Genomic DNA, 20,130 nt, shown 5'->3' with positions numbered 1-20,130 from the left:
ACCTCAGGTCAGGAGCAGGCTCCAGGTCCCGGCCGCCACCGCGGCGGTCACCGCGGCCGCGGCGAGCGCGGTACCTGCAGCGGCAACCCAGAGATCGACGGCACTGAACGTGCTCTGCCGCGCCCAGGTCCGCGGACCGGCTCCGAAGCCGCGGGCCTCCATGGCCACGGCGAGGCGGGTGGCCCGGCGGATCGCCTGGACCAGCAGCCCGAAGGACTGGCCCAGGAAGTCCCGCACGCGGGCGAGAGGGCTCCCATCCGGTCCGGCGCCGCGGGCGTGGCGGGCCAGACCGAGCATGCGCCACTGATCGAGCAGGAGACCGGCGAGCCGCATCGCGGCTAGCGCGCTCAGGACGAACCGGTGCGGCAGGCGCAGCTTCTGCCCCAGGGCATCGGCGAGGTCGGTCGGGTCGGTCGAGATCAGGAGGAAGATGCCGGGCAGGGCCACGGCCAGCCCGCGCAGGGCCACCGCGATGCCGGCGCCCACCGAGCCCTCGGTGAAGAGAAAGGGTCCGGCGTCAAGGAGCACGCGTCCCGTCTTCTCGGCCAGCAGAGCCGTGCCGTACCCGCCTACCGCCGCCGCGGCCACCAGCGGCCAGATCCGCAGCAGAAGCCTGCGGACACTGATCCCCAGCAGGGGCATCAGCAGCAGTTCCCCGGAGAGCACGACGGCGGCGCTGACCCAGTCGATGCTGAGCATGACCGCCACCGTCACGATTGCCGCGGCGAACAGCTTCGAGAGCGGGTTGGCCCGCAGCAGCACCGCCCCGCTGAGAACGGGCGCCGAGAGGTCCGCGCTCATGCCGCCGCCGTCAGCCCGGCGCTGCCGGCGCGCACCTCGAGGATGCCGCCGCCGAGGGCCCGGGTGAAGTCATCGTCGTGGGTCACTGACACCACGATGCGTCCCTCCGCGACGAGCCCGCGCAGCAGGCCCACCAGTTCGGCCCAGGTTCCGGCGTCCTGGCCGAATGTCGGCTCATCGAGCACCAGGACAGCGGGCCGGGTGGCGAGCACGGTCGCCACCGACAGCCTCCGTTTCTCCCCGCCGGAGAGCGTGAACGGGTTGGCGCGCAGCAGGTGGGTCAGCCGCAGCCGCTCGGCCAGGGCCTCGATCCGGGGACCGTATTCGGCGGCGGAGATCCGGGCCGAGCGTGGCCCGAATTCAAGCTCCTGCGCGACGGTGCCTGTGAGGAACTGGTGCTCGGGGTCCTGGAAGACGGATCCGATGCGCTGCACCAGCTGGGCGGACTTCCACCGCGCCGGGTCCGGCCCGGCGCCGCGGGCCAGCGTATCGGCGGCGGTGACGGTTCCCGCGCGGGCGCGCAGCAGGCCGGCGAGGGTCAGGGCCAGCGTGGACTTGCCCGACCCGTTCGCCCCGACAATGCTGAGCGCCGAGCCCTCCGGCAGGGACAGGTCCACCCCCTCAAGGACCACCGGGCCCCGCCGGGTGCGCGCCACGGAGAGCCCGCGGGCGGCCAGCAGCTCCGGTCCCGGAGTCCGCGTTCCCGGTACCTCCGCCAGCGGCGGACGCCAGCCGGGGATCCACACCCCGGCAGCCGCGAGCACCGAGCGGGTGGCCGGGTCTCCCAGCACCGCTGCGGGCGGGCCGTCGGCGAGAATGCCGCCGCCCGCACCGAGGACCACAACCCGGTCGACGACGTCGGCCCATACCGCCACCCGGTGTTCGACGACGACCAGGGTCGCGTTCGTCCGGTCGAGGGTGCGCACCACCGCGTCGCGCACCTCGGTGATGCCCTGCGGGTCCAGGTTGGCCGTCGGCTCGTCGAGGAGCAGCAGCCCCGGCCGCATGGCAAGGACCGCCGCGAGGGCGAGCCGCTGTTTCTGCCCTCCCGAGAGCGCGGAGGTGGAGCGGTCGAGCGGAACGTCGAGACCGACGTCGTCGAGGGACTCCCGGACGCGCCGCCAGATCTCCGGGCGCGGCACCGAAAGGTTCTCGGCCCCGAAGGCCACCTCGTCCCCGACCCGGGCGAGCACGATCTGGGAGTCCGGGTCCTGAAGCACCAGCCCGGCCCGGCCGCGGCGGGCCGCGGGCGGTTCGCCGTCGAGCAGGATCCTGCCCTCCTGCTCGCCCTCCTCGGCGTCGCCCAGGACGCCGGCGAGCGCGGAGAGCAGGGTCGATTTGCCCGATCCCGACGCGCCCAGCAGCAGCACCCGCTCGCCGGGTTCGACGTGCAGGTCGACGCCCCGCACCGCGAAGCCCGGCCGCCCGGCGTGCCGCCACCCCCACCCCTCGGCGGTGGCGGCGACCGGGCGGGTGGAGCCCGGGGTCACCGGTCCGCCGTGCGTCCGGCGGCGAAGGAGGAAAGCACCCCGGTCTTCGCCAGCCCGCGCACGGCAAACCAGGACAGCAGGCCGGCGATGAGGATGCCCGAGACCGAGGCGAACAGCACGTACAGCAGCTGATACTCCACGGACCAGAGGGCGTTGTAGAGGATGTTCTCGCTCATGGCCAGGGCGATGCCGGCGCCGAGCCCGGCCAGCAGGGCCACCCCAAGGTTCCACCTCCGGTACAGGAACAGCAGGAACACCAGTTCCGCGCCGAGGCCCTGGACGAAGCCCGAGAGCAGCACCGACAGCCCGAACTGGGTGCCGAGCAGGGCCGAAACGGCGGCGGCGAGGACCTCGCAGTAGATGGCGGCGCCCGGCTTGCGGATGATCAGGCCGCCGAGCACCCCGGCGATCAGCCAGCCCCCGGTGTAGAGCCCGGTAAGCGGAGGGAACGCGCTGGTCAGCAGCTGGACGCCGCTGTAGCCGGCGGACCAGGCGAAAAAGATGACGCCGACGGCGACGCCGAGGACAGACGCGACGACGATGTCGACAACGCGCCATTGGAAGCGGCGCGGGGACGTGCCCGTGCCGGTGGTGGCCTTGGTGAGAGCCATGGTGGAATCCTCCTGAGGTACAGGAGGGGAGGGCGCTCCGCCCACGGCACGCGTGCCGGCGGCGTTCGCCCTGAGAACTCGACTCCCTTCGCCGGTACTAACCGGATCAGGTTCGAGGGTCTGCGGTGGTCCGCACTCTCAGCGCCCGGTTCCGTCGGCAGCTCTGCTGCGTCCGGTCGGCGCTCCCCTGTCGTATGTTTGCGCGACCGAGTCTACACCTGGTCCCGCCGGGGGCGCCCGTGCGGTTCTCCCCCGCGGTGCCGCCCGGGCCCGGCACCGCTAGGCTTGTTTGAGATTCAGTCAACCCAAGGAGACGCAATGCACCTGCTGATTAAACTGCTCGGTACCGGAATGGGCCTCGGCGCTGGGATTGTCGCCAGCAAGCTTGTCGACTTCCTGTGGGAGAAGATCACCGGGGAGGCCTCCCCCAAGGGGACCGAGGGACTTGAGAACACCGTACGTTCCGCACTTGCTTTCGCCCTGATCTCCGGTGCCATCAGGACCACCATCCAGGTGTTCACCAACCGCACCATGCAGAAGGCTATCGAGCGGTTCGAGAAGACCCGCGACCTCACCTGAGCCCGGGGTAAGCTGCACGGAAACCCGCCGAACGCGCCGGCCGGGCGTCGGGTCGGGGCGCCGGTAGCATTCACCCTATGACGAAGGACCAGCAGCTGCCGATGCCCGTGAAGAGCGCTGATCCGGCGCCACCGGACCGGCCCGCTCCGATCCTCTCGCGGCAGGTCCTGTCCTGGGCCTCGTGGGACTGGGGCTCCGCGGCCTTCAACGCGGTGATGACCACGTTCGTGTTCACCGTGTACCTGACCTCCGACGCCTTCGGCGGGGAGGAACGGGCCTCCTCCACCCTGGGCTGGGGACTCGCCGCCGCCGGCCTGCTGATCGCCCTTCTCGCGCCGGTCACCGGCCAGCGGTCGGACAACGGGGGCCGCCGGAAGCTCTGGCTCGGCGTGAACAGCCTGGTCGTGGCCCTGCTCACAGGGCTGTGCTTCTTCGTCTTCCCCCGGCCCGAACTGCTTCTCCTCGGCGTGGCCCTGATCGCCGCCGCGAATATCTTCTTCGAGTTCGCCGGCGTGAACTACAACGCCATGCTCTCCCAGATCTCCACTCCGGCCAGCGTCGGCCGGATCAGCGGCTTCGGCTGGGCCATGGGGTACGTGGGCGGCATCATCGCCCTGGTCATCGTCCTCGTAGCCTTCGTCCAGCCGGTGGTGGATTGGGCCGGGTCCTCGACCGAGGACGCCCTCAACATCCGCCTGGTGGCGGTCTTCTCCGCCCTGTGGTTCCTCGCCTTCGCCCTGCCCGTTATGTTCGCCGTGCCCGAGGTGCCCCGGCAACCGAAAGCGGCGCAGCTCGGCTTCTTCGCCTCCTACGGGCTGCTGATCCGGCGGGTGAAGGCCATCTACCGGACCAGCCCCCACACCATTTTCTTCCTGCTGGCCAGCGCGGTCTTCCGCGATGGCCTCGCCGCCGTCTTCACCTTCGGCGGGATCATCGCTGCCGGCACCTTCGGCTTCGAGCTGAGCCAGGTGATCGTCTTCGCCATCGCAGGCAATGTGGTCGCCGCGCTGGGCGCCGTCGTCGGCGGGTACTTCGATGACCGGGTCGGGCCCAAGCGGGTGATCGCGGCCTCGCTGATCGGCCTGCTGGTCGCCGGCTCCGCGGTCCTGATCCTCGGTGCCGAGACGTATTCCTTCTTCGGCATGGCGTGGTCGGGCGACACCACCTTCTGGGTGTTCGGCCTCCTGCTGACCCTGTTCGTCGGTCCCGCCCAGGCATCCTCGCGGGCGTACCTTGCCCGGCTGGCCCCGGAGGGAGGCGAGGGGGAGCTGTTCGGGCTGTACGCCACGACCGGGCGCGCCGTCAGTTTCCTCGCCCCGACCCTGTTCGCCCTGTCGATCGGCATCTTCGGCGCGCAGCGGTACGGCATCCTCGGGATCCTGGTCGTGCTGCTGGTGGGCCTGCTCCTGCTCCTGCCGGTGAAGCCTCCGGCGCAGGTGGCTCCGGCCGTCGTCCCGGAGGCCTGAGGCGCCCGTCGTTCGCCATCCGGAGCGTCCGCTCGCTGCTCCCCGGCACCGAAACTGCACGCCACCGCCTTCGGCGGCACTCCGCCGAAACCGCAGCACACCACGCTTCGAAGCGCCCAGAACGTGGTGAGCTGCCGTTTCAACCTGAGGACGACGACGGCGAGACAGCGCGGACAGCGCCGCCCGCGGAACGGCCGCCGTGGATTTTCACTCACTCGACCAGGCGGCGTCCGTCCCAGCCGTTTCGCATCAGGGCGTCCCGCACCTTCACCACCGCCGCTGCTGAACCGAAAGCGTCCATGAGGCGTGCGGTGATGATGACCTGGGTCCACCCGGCCCGGACCGTCGCTTCATTGCGCGCGATGTCCAGCTCCTGTCGCTCCCGCTCGAAGTGGTGTGCGCCGTCGTACTGGATGGCGACCTTGTACTTCGGGTACGCGAGATCTGGCCATACGACGTGACCTCCGGCTTCGTCGGTGATGACCCATCCCAGCACAGGTTCTGGAAGCTCCGCCCGGACGAGGGCAAGACGGAGCAGAGTCTCGGGTGCGGAATCACATCCCACCCGGAGCAGCGGCAACGCCTCCCGCGCAGTGCGCACTCCCCGTGTCCCTCGATGGGTCGTCAGCAGCTGCGACAACTCTTCGACGGAAGCCATGGCGTCCCGCTTCTCCGCGAAGATCCTGTTGTTCCGGTTCACCACGTGGTCCCCGGCCGCTACCAGGGCATCGACTGGAATGAGCTGTGCAAGGTCGAACCAGGTCCGGGCCGGGGTGGTGACCGCAATACCGTCGAGCGTTGTCGTCTCCGTCGGCGGAAGCGTCATCGAATGGCCCCGCACGCCCTTTCGGCGAGGGGCCGACGTCCCGTGCGGACAGATGAGATGGACGGCAAAGCCGGGCCCGAGGTCACCCGGCAGGGGAAACCCCCACAGACGTGCGGCCGTCGAAAACCCGACAACCGCCCCCGGGGTCACTGCGAGCAGCGGGCGCAAGGAGTCGGCGAGCGCCTGGGTTGCGCCCCACGGCACCCGTATCCCCCGGCTGGGTGTGGTGAGGTCGGAGGATTCGGTCCGCCGTCGTGAGACACCGGTCAACCTCGCCTCCTCGAGGGTGAAGGAGCGGCCGGAGAGGGCCCGTGGCAGGGGTTGTGGAGAGCGCATGCGGCCAGTGTCCGGAAGATGCCGGGGCCATCGACGTCGGATCCGCGCTATGTGGATGCCGGGAGCGGGCACCGACGCCCGTGCTCCCCACCGAAACTGTAGATCACCACGCTCTACGTGCCCCGGAGGGTGGTTATCTGCACACTCGGCGCATTGAGGGCGCGGCCGGGCGAAAGGGGCCCGGTGGAAGGGGCCCGGTGGAAGGTGCCCAGGACAGGGCTAGATCGACGTCCTGTGGAAGTTGAGGTGGCTGCGGGAGGCGGTGGGGCCGCGCTGGCCCTGGTACCGGTTGCCGTACTCGCCCGACCCGTACGCGTGCTCCGCCGGGGAGGTCAGCCGGAAGAAGCACAGCTGGCCGATCTTGGAGCCCGGCCAGAGCTTGATCGGCAGGGTCGCCATATTGGAGAGCTCGAGGGTGACATGGCCGGAGAATCCCGGATCGATGAACCCGGCCGTGGAGTGGGTGAGCAGGCCCAGGCGCCCCAGGGAGGACTTGCCCTCGAGCCGCGCCGCGACGTCGTCGGGCAGGGTCACCGCTTCGTAGGTCGACCCCAGCACGAACTCGCCCGGGTGGAGGATGAACGGCTCGTCCGGGGCGACCTCGACGAGCCGGGTCAGGTCCGGCTGGTCCTCGGCCGGGTCGATGTGGGCGTACTTGTGGTTATCGAACAACCTGAAGTACCGATCGATCCGCACGTCGACGCTGGACGGCTGGACCATCGCCGGGTCGTAGGGATCCAGCTCGATGCGGGAGGCGGAAATTTCGGCACGAATATCACGGTCGGAGAACAGCACGCTACAAAACTACAGGAGTCAGCGGCCGATCTCGGTGCGCACGGCGAACAGCTCCGGGAAGAAGGTCAGCTCCAGCGCCCGCTGCAGGAAGCCGACGCCGGAGGAGCCGCCGGTGCCCTGCTTGAAGCCGATGGTGCGGGCAACGGTCTTCAGGTGCCGGAACCGCCACAGCTGGAAATTGTCCTCGAGGTCGACGAGCTCCTCGCAGGCCTCGTAGACATCCCAGTTGGCCGCCGCGTTCTCGTACACCTCCTTGTACACCTGGACGAGCGCGGGGGTGAAGACGTGGGCGGTGCTCACGTCGCGGTGCAGCAGTTCCTCCGGAACCGCGTAGCCGCGCCGGGCGAGGTAGGCGATGAACTCGTCGTAGATGCTGCTTTCGGTGAGCAGGCCCGAGAGCAGTGAGTGCGCGGCCTCGTCGTCGGCGAACACCGCCAGCATCGCCTCGTTCTTGTTGCCGAGCAGGAACTCCACCGCCCGGTACTGGTAGGACTGGAAACCGCTCGCCGAGCCAAGGTCGCCACGGAATGCGGCGTACTCCGAAGGGGTCAGGGTTGCCAGCACCGACCACTGTTCGGTGAGCGAGCGCTGGATGTGCTTGATCCGGGCGATGCCCTTCATGGCGGCGCGCAGGTCGTCGGCGCGCAGGAACCGGCGGACCGCGCCGAGTTCGTGAAGGACGAGCTTGAGCCACAGTTCCGAGGTCTGGTGCTGGATGATGAAGAGCATTTCGTCGTGGTGCTCGGGCCGGCTGACCGGCTGCTGTGCGGCGAGCAGCAGGTCAAGGCGCAGGTAGGAGCCGTAGCTCATCTTGTCCGCGAAATCCCGTTCGATCCCGGCCTCGAGGCTGCGGGTGTTCTTCTCGACACTCATGGCTCAACAGTACGACCAGCTCCACCGCGGTCCACCGCCACGGGAGAGGGTGTCGCGGCGGCGGGTCATTGATGGGCGTCGGTGCCGGGGTCTAGGTTGGGACCAACCGAGGAGGCCCATGCACCCGCATCCGCACTGCAGCATCGTCCCGCCCCACCTGCTGGCCCATCTGGCGGCGGTGGATGACCCCCGGCACGCGGTGGCGGCGCGGGCCGCCCGCAGGGCCCTCGTGCAGCTCGACCCCCTGCTGGCCGACCGGGAGGAGGCTTTCGCGGCGCCGGTTCCGCCGCGGACCGCGGTGGGCGGGCCGCTGGAGCGCCGGATCTCCGACGCCGGAAGGCAGGAAATCCTGCCCGGCACACTGGTTCGGGGCGAGGGCGACGGTGCAACCGGGGACGAGGCCACCGATGAGGCCTACGACGGCCTGGGTGCCACCGATGCCCTCTTCCGCCAGGTGTTCGGAAGGGCGTCCATCGACGGCGCCGGCCTGCCCCTGAAGGCGACGGTGCACTACGGGGAGCTGTACGACAACGCGTTCTGGGACGGCGAACGCATGGTGTTCGGCGACGGCGACGGCGACGTCTTCGGCCGCTTCACCCGGTCGCTGACGGTGATCAGCCACGAACTGACCCACGGCTTCACCCAGTACTCGACCAACCTGGTGTACGAGGGCCAGTCGGGGGCGCTCAATGAATCCCTCTCGGACGTCTTCGGCGTGCTCGTCGAACAGCACCACCTCGGACAGACCGTGGAGCAGGCAAGCTGGCTCGTGGGCGAGGGCATCTTCACCGACCAGGTGCAGGGCCGGGCCCTGCGGGCCCTGGCCGCCCCGGGAACCGCCTACGACGACGACGTGCTTGGCCGGGATCCCCAGCCCGCGACCATGTCGGATTTCGTGATCACCACCTCCGACAACGGCGGCGTCCACATCAACTCCGGCATCCCCAACCACGCCTTCTACCTCACGGCGCTGCAGCTGGGCGGCTTCGCGTGGGAGCGGGCGGGCAGGATCTGGTTCGACGCCGCGGTCGGCGGCGGAATCCAGGCCAACAGCGGCTTCCGGCTCTTCGCCGATGTGACGCAGGAAGCGGCCCGTGCTCGGTTCGGGCAGGACTCGGAGGAGCACGAAGCGGTGAGGCAGGCGTGGGCGAAGGTGGAGGTGACCGGGTGAGGATCGAGATCTCCCGGTCGGGGGGCTTCGCCGGCATGACCCGGACCTGGAGCCTTGAGGTGAGCCCCGCCGAGGCCGAGGAGCGGTGGCTCCCGCTGGCCGGCCGGGCGGCGGAGGCGCCTCAGCAGGAGGAATCCCGGCCGGACCGGGACCAGCGCGACCGTTACGTCTATCACATCGTGATCGGGTACCAGGAGGTGACCCTGCCGGAGAGCCGGCTCGATGAGCCGTGGAAGGAACTGATCGAACGCGCCCGGCGCGGGTCGACCGGCTGACCGCCCGAACCGTGGGCTTCGCCCGCCGCGGGTCGACCGGCTGACCGCGGGTCGACCGGCTGACCGCGGGTCGACCGCCCGGCGCAGGCGCAGGTGCAGGTGCAGGCACCGCCCGTTCCCCGCCGGAACCGGGCCTGCCGCGCCGGAGTGCGGCGGTCGCGGCCGGCCCCGCCGAAATGTTGTAGGGTTATGGAGCGGTTCAACCGCAGTGCGGGCGTAGCTCAATGGTAGAGCGCTAGCTTCCCAAGCTCGATACGCGGGTTCGATTCCCGTCGCCCGCTCTCCCTTCCCCTGCCGCGGCCCTCCGCAGCCCGTGCCTTGTGCGCTGTGAGCGATCCCGTCCTTGGCGCCTCACCGGCGGCAGTATCCTTGATCCTGATGAACCGGACAATGTTTAAATCCAAGATCCACCGGGCCACGGTGACGCACGCCGACCTTCACTACGTCGGCTCGGTGACCGTCGACCTCGATCTTCTCGATGCCGCCGATATTCTCCCCGGCGAGCTCGTGTCGATCGTCGACATCACCAACGGTGCACGCCTTGAGACCTACACCATCGCCGGCGAGCGCGGCTCCGGGGTTATTGGCATCAACGGGGCAGCAGCCCACCTGGTTCACCGGGGGGACCTCGTCATCCTCATCACCTACGCGTCGATGACTGACGAGGAAGCCCGGGCCTACGTCCCATCGGTGGTCCATGTCGACGCCGACAACCGGATTCTCCAGCAGGGCACCGATCCTGCCGAAGCCGTGACCGCAGGCCTGCAGCGCCCGCCGCACGCCGTGGACGCCGCCGCCCGCTAAGCGGCGATGCACGCCGTGGACGCCGCCGCCCGCTACGCGCCGCTGCCGCCGGACCGACCCCGTTATGCCTCTGTTATCCCCCCGTCACTGACGATCGCTTTCCGCATCCCCTGACACACCCGTCCCGCTGACTTTGATTCATAAGCCTCCTGTCTAGCGCATTCCGCGCTCGGGGCTTATGGTCAAAAAGCACGCTGGTTGTCTGGGCTGACGCCTCGCTTGAAGCGTCGGCTGGGTTGTCTACAAAGATGTGGAGGCTCGGTAGGTATGCCGACAAGGAAACGAAATTCCACCCGCAATCGATCGCGCGCCGGCACCGTGGCGTCGGTGCTGGCAGGCACGCTGCTCCTGAGCGGATGTGGCCCCGCGGACGGCACCAAGACCCTGACCTGGTACATCAACCCGGACGCCGGCGGTCAGGCCGACATCGCGGAGCGCTGCACCGAGGAGGCCGAGGGCGCCTACCGGATCGAGACCTCCCTCCTCCCCAGCGACGCCGCCTCCCAGCGCGAACAGCTCGCCCGGCGCCTCGCAGCCGGAGACTCCTCCCTCGACATCATGAGCCTGGACCCGCCGTTCATCCCCGAACTCGCGGAGCCGGGCTTTCTTGCTCCTGTGCCCGATGACGTCGCAGAGAGCACCACGCAGAACGTTGTCGAGGGGGCCCTCGCGGGAGCCACCTGGAAGGACGAGCTGGTCGCCATTCCCTTCTGGGCCAACACCCAGATTCTCTGGTACCGCAAGTCGGTGGCCGAGGCTGCCGGCCTGGACATGTCCAAGCCGGTCACCTGGGATCAGCTGATCGACGCCGCCGCCGAGCAGGACAAATACCTCGGCGTCCAGGGCGCGCAAGCCGAGTCGATGACCGTCTGGGTGAACGCCCTAATCGAATCCGGCGGGCAGTCGATCATCGTCGACCCGGAGGCGACCTCCGACGAGATCGAGCTTGCCCTCACCTCCCCCGCGGGGGTCGAAGCGGCCCGGATCGTCTCCACGATCGGCGACGAGGGACTCGGCGGTCCCGGTCTGGCAACCCAGGACGAGAACACCTCAATGATCAACTTCCAGGGAGACAACGGCTCGTTCATGGTGAACTGGCCCTTCGTCTGGCCCGCCACCAACGGCGCGGTCGAGGCAGGAACCCTTGACGCATCACTGATCGAGGACATCGGCTGGGGCGTCTACCCCCAGGTCACCGAGGGCGAGGAATCAGCTCCGCCGCTGGGCGGCATCAGCCTCGGCGTCGGGGCTGCCAGCGACAGCCCGGAGCTCGCCTACGAGGCGATCGAATGCATCGTTTCACCGGAGAATCAGGCCGAATACTTCGTCACCAACGGCAACCCGCCGGCCAACACCGAAGCCTACGAGGATCCACGGATTGAGGAGACCTTCCCCATGGCGGACACCATCAGGGAGTCCCTTGAACAGTCGGCTCCGCGCCCTCAGACCCCGTTCTACAACGAGGTCTCCACGGGCATCCAGCAGACCTGGGCCCCGCCGTCCGGCGTCAATCCTGAGACGACCCCGGAAAATTCAACCGAATTCATCATCTCCGTCCTCCGAGGGGAGCAACTGCTGTGACTTCTGCAATACCGGCAAGACCCGTCAGCCCCGACCTTGAGCCGGACACATCACCGGGCGTCGGGCCAGGCGGACCCTCCGACAAGAAGGCCACTGCCCAGTACAGCGACCGCGTCCGCGCCGAGCGCCGGCTCGGCTGGATGCTCGCCGGACCGGCGTTCATTGTCATGCTGGCGGTGACCCTGTATCCCATCCTCCAGGCCATCTACGAGTCCCTGTTCCAGTTCCGCCTCACCGCTCCCGGCGAGCGGGAGTTCATTGGACTGGGCAACTACGCGGTCATCCTGACCGATAACGTGTGGTGGACGGACCTCGGCGTCACCCTCCTGATCACCGTTATCACCGTCGCGGTCGAACTCGTCCTCGGGTTCGCCCTCGCCCTGGTGATGCACAAGGCCCTGAAGGCGGTGCGCGGTCCGCTGCGCACGGCGATCCTGGTGCCCTACGGCATCATCACCGTGGTCTCGGCCTTCGCCTGGTTCTACGCCTTCGACATCAACTCGGGCTACGTGAACAGCTGGTTCGCCTGGCTTCCGGGCATCGACGCCGACCTCAACTGGTTCGCCCAGGGGCCCACGGCACTGTTCGTGATCATGGCCTCGGAGATCTGGAAGACCACCCCGTTCATCTCGCTGCTCCTGCTGGCCGGGCTGGCCCAGGTTCCCGATGAGCTGACCGAGGCGGCCAAGGTCGACGGCGCGACCTGGTGGGAGCAGATGCGCAAGGTCATCATCCCGAACATGAAGGCCGCGATCATGGTCGCTGTGCTGTTCCGGGCGTTGGACGCTTTCCGCATCTTCGACAACGTGTTCATCATGACCAACGGCGCCTACGGCACAGAGGTGCTCTCGCTGCTGGCCTACCGGCAGTCGATCAGCAGGCTGGAGATCGGCCTCGGCTCGGCGGTGTCCGTACTTCTGTTCCTGTGCGTCCTGATCATCTGCTTCGTCGCCATCAAGCTGTTCAAGGTGGACCTCGCCGGGGCCCAGGGAGGTAAGTGATGACAAGTACAAAATCGAAGGTTCTATGGGGCATCGTCAGCGTGCTCGTCGCTGTCTACGCCCTGTTCCCCGTGGCGTCCATCCTCGCCACCTCGTTCAAGGCGCCCAGTGACCTGACGAACCGGAAGTTCCTGCCCTCGGCAGGGCAGGCAACCACCGGCAACTACGAGCAGATCCTGGTCGGCGACGCCCAGGGGCTGTTCCTGAGCGCCCTGCGCAACTCGATTGGCATCTGCCTGATTTCCACCTTCATCGCCGTCGTGCTGGCCACCCTGTGCGCTTATGCGATTGCCCGTCTTGACTTCCCCGGCAAGAAGCTCGTGCTGACCACCGCGCTGGCGGTCTCGATCTTCCCCGTCATCTCGATCGTGACACCGCTGTTCAACCTGTGGCGGTCCATCGGCCTGTACGACACGTGGCCCGGGCTGATCATTCCCTACCTCTCGCTGACCCTTCCCATCTCCATCTGGACCCTCGCCGCGTTCTTCCGGCAGATCCCCTGGGAGCTGGAGCAGGCGGCGCAGGTCGACGGCGCCACCACCTGGCAGGCGTTCCGGAAGGCGATCGTTCCCCTCGCCGCACCGGGCGTCTTCACGACGGCAATCATCGCCTTCTTCATCGCCTGGAACGACTTCGTGTACGGCATCTCACTGACCTCCACGGAGGTGGCGCGGCCGGTGCCGGCGGCGCTGGCGTTTTTCACCGGCGCCTCGCAGTTCGAGGAGCCGACCGGGGCGATTTCCGCGGCGGCCATCATCGTCACCATCCCCGTCGTCGTGCTGGTACTGGCGTTCCAGCGTCAAATCGTCTCAGGCCTGACCTCGGGCGCCGTCAAGGGCTGACGCCCCGGATCAAGAAAAGGATTTCCTCCCATGGCTTCAATTACCCTCAACCACCTCGTCAAGAAGTACGGCGACGGGTTCCCCGCCGTCAACGACATCAGCATCGACATCGCCGACGGCGAGTTCATCATCCTCGTCGGCCCCTCCGGCTGCGGGAAGTCGACACTGCTGCGCATGATCGTCGGCCTCGAGGACATCACCGACGGCGACCTGCTGATCGACGGGAACCGGGTCAACGACAAGGCGCCCCGCGACCGCAACCTGGCGATGGTGTTCCAGAACTACGCCCTGTACCCGCACCTCACCGTCTACGAGAACATCGCCTTCCCGCTGCGGCTTGCCAAGGGCAAGCACAGCGAGGAGGAGGTCGATAAGCTGGTAAGCGAGGCGGCCGCGACGCTGGAGCTGACGGACCACCTGCAGCGGAAACCGGCAAACCTTTCCGGTGGCCAGCGCCAGCGCGTGGCGATGGGGCGGGCGATCGTCCGCCAGGCCGACGCGTTCCTCTTTGATGAGCCGCTGTCCAACCTTGACGCGAAGCTCCGCGGGCAGATGCGTGCGGAGATCTCGCAGATGCAGCGTCGGCTCGGAGTCACCTCCGTGTACGTCACGCACGACCAGACCGAGGCAATGACCCTCGGAGACCGCGTCGCCGTGCTCAAGAAGGGCGAACTGCAGCAGATCGCCTCGCCGCGGGAGCTTTACGAACAGCCCCGCAACCTGTTCGTGGCCGGGTTCATCGGCTCCCCGTCGATGAACTTCCTGCCCGCCACCGTCGAGGGCAACGTGCTGCGCACCGCGCTGGGAGACCTCGCCATCCCGGCGGAGAAGGCGGGGAAGGCGGCCGGCAAGAAGGTAGTGCTGGTGGGGGTGCGGCCTGAGTTCTTCGAGGACGCCAAGCTCGTCGAGGACTCCAAGCGGGGCCACGGCTCGACCTTCCATGCCGTTCTCTCCCACACCGAGTGGCTGGGCAACGAGCAGTACGGGTACATCAACTTCGACCCCGCACCCGAGGTCCGGGAACTGCTGAACAACCTGGCCAAGGAGATGGACGCCGACGAACTGCGGCCCCAGGTCGTCGTCACCCTCGACGCCGCCAGCCGCATCCGCGGCGGCCGGGAGGCGGAAATCTGGCTGGACACCCGCAAGCTGCACCTCTTTGACCCCGAAACCGGCGACAACCTCACCCGCGATGAGGCCGCCGGCGCGGCCCTGACCGAGGAGGCCAACCAGGAACGGGCCGAGGAGATCGCCAACGCCCAGGCCGGCGACGGGGACAGCACGGCTTCCGGCTTCTCCAGCCGCAACAACGACGGTGGTTCCCCGGCGGGGGCGCCCGCCGGCAGCAGCTCCCGTGGCGGCGCCACTGCGGCGGGCGGCAAGCACACCACCGGCTGAGCCGGACCGGCCCGGCCGCCAAACCATGAAAGGACGCCGCCCCGCCACCGGTGGAGCGGCGTTCTGGCGTCCGCAACCGCTTAACCGCCGCGGGGTCCGGCACCGGCAGCGGGTAACGTTGTAGCGTGCAAACCCCCCGCGTCGTCCGAGTGCTGTCAGCCTGGCTGCTGGCGCTCCTGCTGACGGTTGCGGGATTTTTCGTTGCCGTGGTGGTGCTCAACGCCGGGGTATACGGGCCGCAGCAGCAGGTGAGGGACTACCTCGCGGCGCTCAACGAGGGGGACGGCGGCCTGGCCCTGGGCATCCTCAACGGGTCGGCGCCCACGGCCGATGCTGCACTGCTCGACGGACCGGCCCTGGCCCGCGGCGCGGCGGCGGTGGAGGACGTGCGGGTGCAGGACCCGGTGGAGACCACGAACGGGCATGTCGATGTGCCGGTGACCTACAGCATCGACGGAAGCGACCACACCACCCGGTTCCCCCTTAAGCAGACCGGGACGCAGTGGTTCTTCTTCTCGACCTGGGAGTTCGTTCCGTCCACCCTTCCCACCGTCGATTTCTCGGTTGCCAACCTCACCGAGGCCAAGCTGAATGGTGCCCGGGTGGCGCTGCCCGGGGGCAGCGGCCGTTTCGCGTCCCTGTACCCGGTGCGGGTCGAAGGGGGCTTCGAGGGCGAGTTCTTCACCGCGCCGGCGAAAGCCGTCGCGGTGACCGACCGGGCCGCGGCACCGAAGCTGGCGCTGCCGGCCGCGGCCACGGAGAAGCTCGTGAAGGCGGTGGACACCGAAATCCGGGCCTTCCTCGACGCCTGCGCTGCCCAGACCGTCTTCCAGCCCACCAACTGCCCGTTCAACTTCCAGACCAGCCAGCGGCTGGCCGGGGAGATCTCCTGGTCGATCACCGACTATCCGGCGGTCCGGATCGACCCGCACGACGGCGAGTGGGTCATCGCGCCCCTAGCCGGCTCGGCCACCCTGTCGACCCGGCTGCAGGACCTGTTCAGCGGCGCCATTTCCGACGTCACGGAGAAGCGCCCGTTCGAGTTCCTGGCCCGGCTGCGAATCGACGGCTCAACGGTCACCGTCACCCCCGTGATCGAGTACTGAGTCCTCCGGCGGGCCGTCCGGCCCGCCGGAGGCCGCGCTCAGTTAACCCCGCGCAGGTCCAGCACCAGTTCGGCGTCACCGGCGGCGTCGAGCACCACCGGGATGCCCCAGTCCTGCTGGTACAGATGGCAGGCGGCGTGGTCCGGGATCGTCCCGCCCGGCTCGCCGTCGCACGCGGCGGCCCGGGCACTGATGTGGAGCACCCCTTCGCGGACCTCCTCCGAGAAGCGCAGTTCCCGGGTCAGTCCCGCCGAGGTTCCGGCCCCGGCCACCAGGAGGGTCTCGGGCGAGGCGGAGATCTTCAGCTGGGAAGGATCCCCCCACCGGTCGTCAAGCTTCTGCCCCTTGGGCGCGGCGAAGCGCACGGTGAGCGCCAGCGGCCCGCTGGAGACGGCGGTCTTGGGGCGCTGGCTCTGCGAGGCGCCCTCGTTGACGGCCAGGGCCTCCTTGGGGATGGGCAGCCGCACCAGCTGGTGCTTGTTGGACTCAACCACGATCAGCAGCGGCTCGCCCCCGTCAGGGGCGGCGTCGATGACGATGTCGGACGGTTCGGCCAGCCCGCGGGCGAGGGTGGAGACCGTCCCGGTCGCCGGGTCGTACCGGCGCACGGCACCGTTGTAGGTGTCGGCGATGGCCACCGAACCGTCAGGAAGGGCCGTGACGCCGAGGGGGTGCTGGAGGCGCGCCTGGCCGGCGTCGCCGTCCCGGAACCCGAAGTCGAACAGGCCGGTGCCGATGGGGGTGTCGACCGTGACCGCGGGCCGGCCGCCCGTCAGGCTGACGCTCAGCCTGCGCAGGGAGGAGGTTTCCGAGTCGGCCACCCAGAGGTTGCCGTCGCGGTCCTCGGCCAGCCCGGAGGACTGGGCGAACCAGGCGGTGGACCCGTCGCCGTCGAGCAGGCCTTCGAGGCCGGTGCCGGCGAGGATGTCGACGCTGGAGGTGTCCGGGTCGAAGGTGAAGATCTGGTGGGTGCCGGCCATCGCGATGACCACCCTGCCCAGGGCGCTTGAGTAGACGACGTCCCAGGGGGAGGACAGCGAGATGTTCAGGGCGTCGGTGCCGAGGTGGGCGTCGAGCAGCCGCGGCGTGTCGTCCTGGTCCGCTTCGGCCGCCGCGTGCTCCGGGCCCGGCTTGGTGTGGTTTCCGGAGTCGAGGAGCCGCTGCACGCCGTTCCCGGCCAGGGTGCGGACCGTCCCGTCGCTGAGGGAGACACCGCGGAGGCGGTGGTTGACGGTGTCGGCGACGACCACGTCGTAGCCGGCGCGCTCCGCGGCGTCCGCGGGCAGGAGGGCCAGGCCCTGCGGTTCGTTGAACTGGGCGGTCTCGGCGTCGCCGTCGGCAGCGCCCCTGGCGCCGGCGCCGATGACGCGGCGCACCGTCGTGAGGTCCGCTTCGAGTTCGACGAGGCGGTGGTGCCCGGTATCCGCGGCGAGGTAGGTCCCGCTGGCGGGCAGGGGCAGGAGCTTGCCCGGGAACTTCAGGGTGCCCGCGGTGCTTTCGGCCGGCACGTAGGGCCCGTCGCCGCGGTGCAGGGTTCCCTTGGCTGTGTGCTCTTCGACGAGTTCGCTGACGAGCGAGTCGAGGCCCGCCGCGTGCCCCTCACCGGAGAGGTGGGCAACGATGTAGCCCTCGGGGTCGATCACGACGAGGGTAGGCCAGGCGCGGGCCGTGTAGGCCTGCCAGGTGAGCAGGTCCGGGTCGTCGAGGATCGGGTGGTGGATGTCGTAGCGCTCAACGGCCGCCGCCAGCGCCACCGGGTCGGCCTCATGCTCGAATTTCGGCGAGTGCACGCCGACCGTGACGAGGACGTCGGAGTACCGTTCCTCGAGGGGCCGCAGCTCATCGATGACGTGGAGGCAGTTGATGCAGCAGAAGGTCCAGAAATCGAGCAGGACGATCTTGCCGCGCAGGTCCTCAAGGCGCAACTGCCTGCCTCCGGTGTTGAGCCAGTTGCGGCCGGCCAGTTCCGAGGCCCGCACGCGGTAGGAAGTACGGATCGGGGTTTCGGTCATTCAGTGGCTCCTGGCGTCGGTCGGGATGCGGGGCTGGGCGAGGTGGGAGTGGAGGTGCCGGCGGCACGGCCGCCCGTATCACGCGCCGCAAGGTCGGCGAACATACTGTTATAAGCGGCGAGGTCGGCGTCGTTATTCCGGTCAGCCGCCCGGTCCTTGCGCCGGGTGTCGCGCGCGTCGGTCCGTGACCACATGATCGCGACGCCGATGGCCAGCAGCAGCGTCGGCACCTCCCCAATGCCCCAGGTCACTGCGCCGCCGATCGCCTGGTCCTCGAGGGCCGAGGGGCCCCACTCCCGGCCCATGCTGCCGAACCACGACGCCTGAAGCAGCGAGTCCGAGCCCGTGAGCGCGACGCCGAAGAAGGCGTGGAAGGCCATCGTGGCGAACAGGAGCAGCAGGCGCAGCGGGAAGGGCGCCCGCCGGGGCAGGGGGTCGGTGCCCACCATCGTCAGGACGAAGATGTATCCGGTGATGAGAAAGTGGGTGATCATCAGCTCGTGGCCGACGTGCTCGCGCAGGGCGAATCCGAACAGCGGCGAGTAGTAGAAGATCACAATCGACCCGGCGAAGTTCGCGGCGGCGAACAGCGGGTGGGTGACCAGCTGCGAGAAGCGCGAGTGGATCAGCACGAGGATCCACTCCCGGATGCCCCGGCTGCCGTCCCCGCGCGGGGTCAGGGCCTTCAGGGCCAAGGTGACCGGCGACCCGAGCACCAGGAACAGCGGAACCACCATGGTGAGGGCCATGTGGTCGACCATGTGGGCGCTGAAGAGCACCATGCCGTAGACCGCTGGCGCGCCGGAGGTGAAGTAGGTCAGGAGGAGAAGGCCCATCAGCCAGCAGGCGAGCCGCAGCGCCGGCCACCGGTCCCCGCGGCGGCGCAGCTTGGCCATCCCGAGGACGTAGGCAGTGGCGAGGGTGAGGGCGACGGCGATCCACAGCCAGTCCGGCCTCCACTCGGTGAACCAGCGGGCCACCGTCGGGGCGGGCGGCAGGTCGTATCCGGTGAGGATGCGTGCCGGTGAGGCGTTGGGCTCGAGTTCCTCGCCGCGGGGCGGGGCGGTCCGGCCCAGGGCCGCGGCCACGCCGGATACCGCCGCCATGATGAGCAATTCGACGGTGACCAGCTGCCACAGCACCCGGCGTGCGCTCAGCCGCGACCCCGCCGAACCCGTCCGGTCCTCAAGCTGCGGGATGACCCACTGCCGGTGCATCCAGCCGACGCCCCCGAGCAGGAGCGTGGCGACCGCCTTGAAGGTGACGAGCAGCCCCCACTGCGAGCTCAGCTGGGACAGTTCGGTGATGCGCAGGCTGGCGTTGACGATCCCGGAGAGGAACACCAGGGCGAAGGCGAACCCGGCCAGCGCCGAGAACCGCTTGAGGACCGGCAGGGTGGAGCCGCCGAGGCGCCCGCCGACGACGGCAAGGACGATAATGCCGCCGAACCACAGGCACACCCCGACGAGGTGCAGGGCGATGGAGTTCACGGCCGCGTTGTGGTCGTCGCCGCTGGCCGCGTGTCCGACGAGCGCCGCCGGAAGCAGCCCGAGCAGCGCCAGGACGGTGGCCACCCCGAGCCCCGCGGAGGAGCGCACGCCGAAGGTCAGCGTTGCCACCACCGCGGCGACAATGGTGGTGACGGTCCAGGCCCGGCCGGCCGCGAAATCGGTGATGAAGGAGCCAAGGCCCTGCGTGAAGGTCTCTCCCGAGCTCAGCGGGAGCCCCGCGGCGTCTGAGTAGGTGAACACGAGCACCCCAAGGGCACCGAGGGTCCACAACACCGCCGCGGCCGAGGCGAGCGCCAGCGCCCGGGTGAACGCGGGATGCTCGGCCCGTGCGGCGCCGGTGCGGCCGGGACGGCCGCCGCCGACGGTCCGGGGCAGGATCACGACGGCGAAGACGAGGGCGCCGATGGTTCCGGCGGCTCCAAGGTTGTTCGCCGCCTTGGCGAAGGGAAGCCCCCAGCGGGTCAGCGCGCCGGGGTCGCCCAGCTGGCGGGCCGCGGCGGCGCCGGAGAACAGCAGCGCGGCCAGCAGGGCCAGGACGACGAGGACTCCGGCCGCCGCAAGGAAGCCCGGGCCGGTCCCGCTCTTCGTGCGCTCCGCGCTCGTCCGGGGGCCCTTCGCAAGTGTTGACACGTGTTCCATTGTCTACCCCCGG

Annotated in this window: 18 protein-coding genes, 1 tRNA gene and 1 riboswitch; of the genes, 11 read left to right on the top strand and 8 right to left on the bottom strand. The window is 69.2% G+C overall.

Translation table 11 applies throughout. From position 1 onward, the window contains the following. Nucleotides 1–3: 3 nt before the first annotated feature. Genes GVV86_RS15015 through GVV86_RS15005 form a run of 3 tightly spaced genes read right to left on the bottom strand, consistent with a single transcriptional unit; the run spans nucleotide 4 to nucleotide 2,902 of the window. The gene (locus GVV86_RS15015; protein WP_159619915.1) at nucleotides 4–801 is read right to left on the bottom strand and encodes an energy-coupling factor transporter transmembrane component T family protein; all 798 of its coding nucleotides are present in this window, start codon (nucleotides 799–801) and stop codon (nucleotides 4–6) included. Beyond that, a complete protein-coding gene (locus GVV86_RS15010) occupies nucleotides 798–2,291 on the bottom strand; it encodes an ABC transporter ATP-binding protein (RefSeq protein WP_159619913.1) in 1,494 nt (497 codons plus the stop codon). Before GVV86_RS15010 ends, GVV86_RS15015 begins: the two co-directional genes overlap by 4 nt. Continuing rightward, entirely contained in the window at nucleotides 2,288–2,902 is a 615-nt protein-coding gene (locus GVV86_RS15005) for an ECF transporter S component (protein ID WP_159619911.1), read from the bottom strand. Before GVV86_RS15005 ends, GVV86_RS15010 begins: the two co-directional genes overlap by 4 nt. Before the next feature lie 66 nt (nucleotides 2,903–2,968). Continuing rightward, nucleotides 2,969–3,101, bottom strand: a riboswitch (TPP riboswitch). A 119-nt stretch (nucleotides 3,102–3,220) separates the two neighbouring features. On the opposite strand from GVV86_RS15005, the gene GVV86_RS15000 reads away from it, so the two are divergent. Both GVV86_RS15000 and GVV86_RS14995 read left to right on the top strand, forming a co-directional pair. Beyond that, nucleotides 3,221–3,481, top strand: a complete 261-nt coding sequence (locus tag GVV86_RS15000) for a DUF4235 domain-containing protein (RefSeq protein ID WP_133403667.1) — start codon at nucleotides 3,221–3,223, stop codon at nucleotides 3,479–3,481. Nucleotides 3,482–3,582: 101 nt separating this feature from the next. Further along, nucleotides 3,583–4,947, top strand: coding sequence for an MFS transporter (locus GVV86_RS14995; RefSeq protein WP_159619979.1), 1,365 nt, complete (start codon nucleotides 3,583–3,585; stop codon nucleotides 4,945–4,947). Between the two features lie 211 nt (nucleotides 4,948–5,158). Here GVV86_RS14995 and GVV86_RS14990 read toward each other — a convergent pair whose 3' ends face one another. The 3 genes from GVV86_RS14990 to GVV86_RS14980 form a co-directional block, all read right to left on the bottom strand. Then, nucleotides 5,159–6,109: a hypothetical protein gene (locus GVV86_RS14990; RefSeq protein ID WP_159619909.1), complete on the bottom strand. Its 951-nt coding sequence runs from the start codon at nucleotides 6,107–6,109 to the stop codon at nucleotides 5,159–5,161. A 219-nt stretch (nucleotides 6,110–6,328) separates the two neighbouring features. Next, the gene (dcd, locus tag GVV86_RS14985; protein ID WP_120167593.1) at nucleotides 6,329–6,904 is read right to left on the bottom strand and encodes a dCTP deaminase; all 576 of its coding nucleotides are present in this window, start codon (nucleotides 6,902–6,904) and stop codon (nucleotides 6,329–6,331) included. An 18-nt stretch (nucleotides 6,905–6,922) separates the two neighbouring features. Further along, entirely contained in the window at nucleotides 6,923–7,777 is an 855-nt protein-coding gene (locus GVV86_RS14980) for a tryptophan 2,3-dioxygenase (RefSeq protein WP_159803214.1), read from the bottom strand. 118 nt (nucleotides 7,778–7,895) lie between these two features. On the opposite strand from GVV86_RS14980, the gene GVV86_RS14975 reads away from it, so the two are divergent. From GVV86_RS14975 to GVV86_RS14935, 9 genes are all read left to right on the top strand, one after another. Further along, nucleotides 7,896–8,948 carry a M4 family metallopeptidase gene (locus GVV86_RS14975; protein WP_159803213.1) on the top strand — a complete coding sequence of 351 codons (1,053 nt, stop codon included), beginning with the start codon at nucleotides 7,896–7,898 and terminating at the stop codon, nucleotides 8,946–8,948. Continuing rightward, a complete protein-coding gene (locus tag GVV86_RS14970) occupies nucleotides 8,945–9,223 on the top strand; it encodes a protealysin inhibitor emfourin (protein WP_159619903.1) in 279 nt (92 codons plus the stop codon). Before GVV86_RS14975 ends, GVV86_RS14970 begins: the two co-directional genes overlap by 4 nt. A gap of 210 nt (nucleotides 9,224–9,433) precedes the next feature. After that, a tRNA-Gly gene (locus tag GVV86_RS14965) sits at nucleotides 9,434–9,504 on the top strand. Between the two features lie 97 nt (nucleotides 9,505–9,601). Continuing rightward, entirely contained in the window at nucleotides 9,602–10,027 is a 426-nt protein-coding gene (gene panD / locus GVV86_RS14960; RefSeq protein WP_159619901.1) for an aspartate 1-decarboxylase, read from the top strand. Between the two features lie 267 nt (nucleotides 10,028–10,294). Next, complete coding sequence (locus GVV86_RS14955) at nucleotides 10,295–11,608, top strand: sugar ABC transporter substrate-binding protein (protein WP_159619899.1); 1,314 nt, start codon at nucleotides 10,295–10,297, stop codon at nucleotides 11,606–11,608. Then, on the top strand, nucleotides 11,605–12,609 hold the full coding sequence (locus GVV86_RS14950; protein WP_246199864.1) for a carbohydrate ABC transporter permease: 1,005 nt from the start codon (nucleotides 11,605–11,607) through the stop codon (nucleotides 12,607–12,609). The genes GVV86_RS14955 and GVV86_RS14950 overlap by 4 nt, the downstream gene beginning before the upstream one ends. After that, complete coding sequence (locus tag GVV86_RS14945; RefSeq protein ID WP_159619897.1) at nucleotides 12,609–13,451, top strand: carbohydrate ABC transporter permease; 843 nt, start codon at nucleotides 12,609–12,611, stop codon at nucleotides 13,449–13,451. Before GVV86_RS14950 ends, GVV86_RS14945 begins: the two co-directional genes overlap by 1 nt. 30 nt (nucleotides 13,452–13,481) lie before the next feature. Beyond that, nucleotides 13,482–14,849, top strand: coding sequence for an ABC transporter ATP-binding protein (locus tag GVV86_RS14940; protein ID WP_246199863.1), 1,368 nt, complete (start codon nucleotides 13,482–13,484; stop codon nucleotides 14,847–14,849). Between the two features lie 125 nt (nucleotides 14,850–14,974). Next, the gene (locus GVV86_RS14935; protein WP_159803212.1) at nucleotides 14,975–15,955 is read left to right on the top strand and encodes a hypothetical protein; all 981 of its coding nucleotides are present in this window, start codon (nucleotides 14,975–14,977) and stop codon (nucleotides 15,953–15,955) included. A gap of 38 nt (nucleotides 15,956–15,993) precedes the next feature. Here the strand turns inward: GVV86_RS14935 and GVV86_RS14930 are convergent, their stop codons facing one another. Continuing rightward, nucleotides 15,994–17,967, bottom strand: coding sequence for an NHL domain-containing thioredoxin family protein (locus GVV86_RS14930; RefSeq protein WP_159803211.1), 1,974 nt, complete (start codon nucleotides 17,965–17,967; stop codon nucleotides 15,994–15,996). Next, on the bottom strand, nucleotides 17,964–20,117 hold the full coding sequence (locus tag GVV86_RS14925) for a bifunctional copper resistance protein CopD/cytochrome c oxidase assembly protein (RefSeq protein ID WP_159619865.1): 2,154 nt from the start codon (nucleotides 20,115–20,117) through the stop codon (nucleotides 17,964–17,966). The genes GVV86_RS14930 and GVV86_RS14925 overlap by 4 nt, the downstream gene beginning before the upstream one ends. Nucleotides 20,118–20,130 lie beyond the last annotated feature (13 nt).

The sequence above is a fragment of the Arthrobacter zhaoguopingii genome (assembly GCF_009828595.1).
GTDB classification, from domain to species: Bacteria; Actinomycetota; Actinomycetes; order Actinomycetales; family Micrococcaceae; genus Arthrobacter_D; species Arthrobacter_D zhaoguopingii.
Note: the sequence above shows the minus strand (reverse complement) of the source record. Positions and strands in the feature narration are given on the sequence as shown.

Bases quoted from the DNA above. Each gene is read 5' to 3' on its own strand.
- GVV86_RS15015 (WP_159619915.1), bottom strand. From the start codon at position 801: ATGAGCGCGGACCTCTCGGCGCCCGTTCTCAGCGGGGCGGTGCTGCTG.
- GVV86_RS14975 (WP_159803213.1), top strand. From the start codon at position 7,896: ATGCACCCGCATCCGCACTGCAGCATCGTCCCGCCCCACCTGCTGGCC.
- GVV86_RS14955 (WP_159619899.1), top strand. From the start codon at position 10,295: ATGCCGACAAGGAAACGAAATTCCACCCGCAATCGATCGCGCGCCGGC.
- GVV86_RS14940 (WP_246199863.1), top strand. From the start codon at position 13,482: ATGGCTTCAATTACCCTCAACCACCTCGTCAAGAAGTACGGCGACGGG.
- GVV86_RS15005 (WP_159619911.1), bottom strand. From the start codon at position 2,902: ATGGCTCTCACCAAGGCCACCACCGGCACGGGCACGTCCCCGCGCCGC.
- GVV86_RS14925 (WP_159619865.1), bottom strand. From the start codon at position 20,117: ATGGAACACGTGTCAACACTTGCGAAGGGCCCCCGGACGAGCGCGGAG.
- panD (WP_159619901.1), top strand. From the start codon at position 9,602: ATGAACCGGACAATGTTTAAATCCAAGATCCACCGGGCCACGGTGACG.
- GVV86_RS14995 (WP_159619979.1), top strand. From the start codon at position 3,583: ATGCCCGTGAAGAGCGCTGATCCGGCGCCACCGGACCGGCCCGCTCCG.
- GVV86_RS14930 (WP_159803211.1), bottom strand. From the start codon at position 17,967: ATGACCGAAACCCCGATCCGTACTTCCTACCGCGTGCGGGCCTCGGAA.
- GVV86_RS14980 (WP_159803214.1), bottom strand. From the start codon at position 7,777: ATGAGTGTCGAGAAGAACACCCGCAGCCTCGAGGCCGGGATCGAACGG.
- GVV86_RS14945 (WP_159619897.1), top strand. From the start codon at position 12,609: ATGACAAGTACAAAATCGAAGGTTCTATGGGGCATCGTCAGCGTGCTC.
- GVV86_RS14990 (WP_159619909.1), bottom strand. From the start codon at position 6,109: ATGCGCTCTCCACAACCCCTGCCACGGGCCCTCTCCGGCCGCTCCTTC.
- GVV86_RS15000 (WP_133403667.1), top strand. From the start codon at position 3,221: ATGCACCTGCTGATTAAACTGCTCGGTACCGGAATGGGCCTCGGCGCT.